This window comes from Streptomyces sp. NPDC026672, assembly GCF_040638185.1.
In the GTDB taxonomy this organism is placed as follows: Bacteria; Actinomycetota; Actinomycetes; order Streptomycetales; family Streptomycetaceae; genus Streptomyces.
In genome coordinates this window covers 1-1,031 of sequence record NZ_JBEZXS010000115.1, presented here as the reverse complement: position 1 = coordinate 1,031, position 1,031 = coordinate 1, and the positions used below count along the sequence as shown (strand labels likewise).

Below are 1,031 nucleotides of genomic sequence, written 5' to 3'. Positions count from 1 at the left end.
TCCGAGGGCACCCCGCAGCAGCCGCACGGCACGTTCCGCACGGCGGCGCGGCGGCTGGAGGCGATCGCCGCGATGGGCTTCGACGTCGTCTACCTCCCGCCGATCCACCCGATCGGCACCACGCACCGCAAGGGCCGCAACAACACCCTCACCCCCACCCCTGACGATGTGGGGGTGCCGTGGGCGATCGGCTCGCCCGAGGGCGGCCACGACACCGTCCACCCCGCCCTGGGCACCCTCGCCGACTTCGACGCCTTCGTCACCCGCGCCCAGGAATTGGGCCTGGAGGTGGCACTGGACTTCGCCCTGCAGTGCTCACCCGACCATCCCTGGGTCCTCAAGCACCCCGAGTGGTTCCACCACCGCGCCGACGGCACCATCGCCCACGCGGAGAACCCGCCCAAGAAGTACCAGGACATCTACCCCATCGCCTTCGACACCGACATGGACGGCCTCATCACCGAGACCGTCCGCGTGCTGCGGCACTGGATGGCCCACGGAGTGCGGATCTTCCGCGTCGACAACCCCCACACCAAACCCGTCGTCTTCTGGGAACGCGTCATCACCGAGGTCAACACCACCGACCCCGACGTGATCTTCCTCGCCGAGGCGTTCACCCGCCCCGCCATGATGCGCACCCTCGCCCAGGCGGGCTTCCAGCAGTCCTACACCTACTTCACCTGGCGCACCACCAAGACCGAACTCACCGACTACCTCACCGAACTGTCCGGGGAGTCGGCCGCCTGGATGCGCCCCAACCTCTTCGCCAACACCCCCGACATCCTCCACGCCTACCTCCAGCACGGCCACCGCCCCGCCTTCGAGACCCGCGCCGTCCTCGCCGCCACCCTCTCCCCCACCTGGGGCATCTACAGCGGCTACGAACTCTGCGAGAACACCCCCCTGCGCGAAGGCAGCGAGGAATACCTCGACTCCGAGAAGTACCAGCTCAAACCCCGCGACTGGGACACCGCCGCACGCGAGGGCCACACCATCGCCCCCCTCATCACCCGCCTCAACACCATCAGGCG

General features: G+C 68.8%; 1 protein-coding gene. It reads left to right on the top strand.

All coding sequences use genetic code 11. The features are described from left to right. The coding region (locus AB0F77_RS43025; RefSeq protein WP_361960245.1) for an alpha-amylase family glycosyl hydrolase at positions 1 to 1,031 on the top strand (1,031 nt) is incomplete at both ends.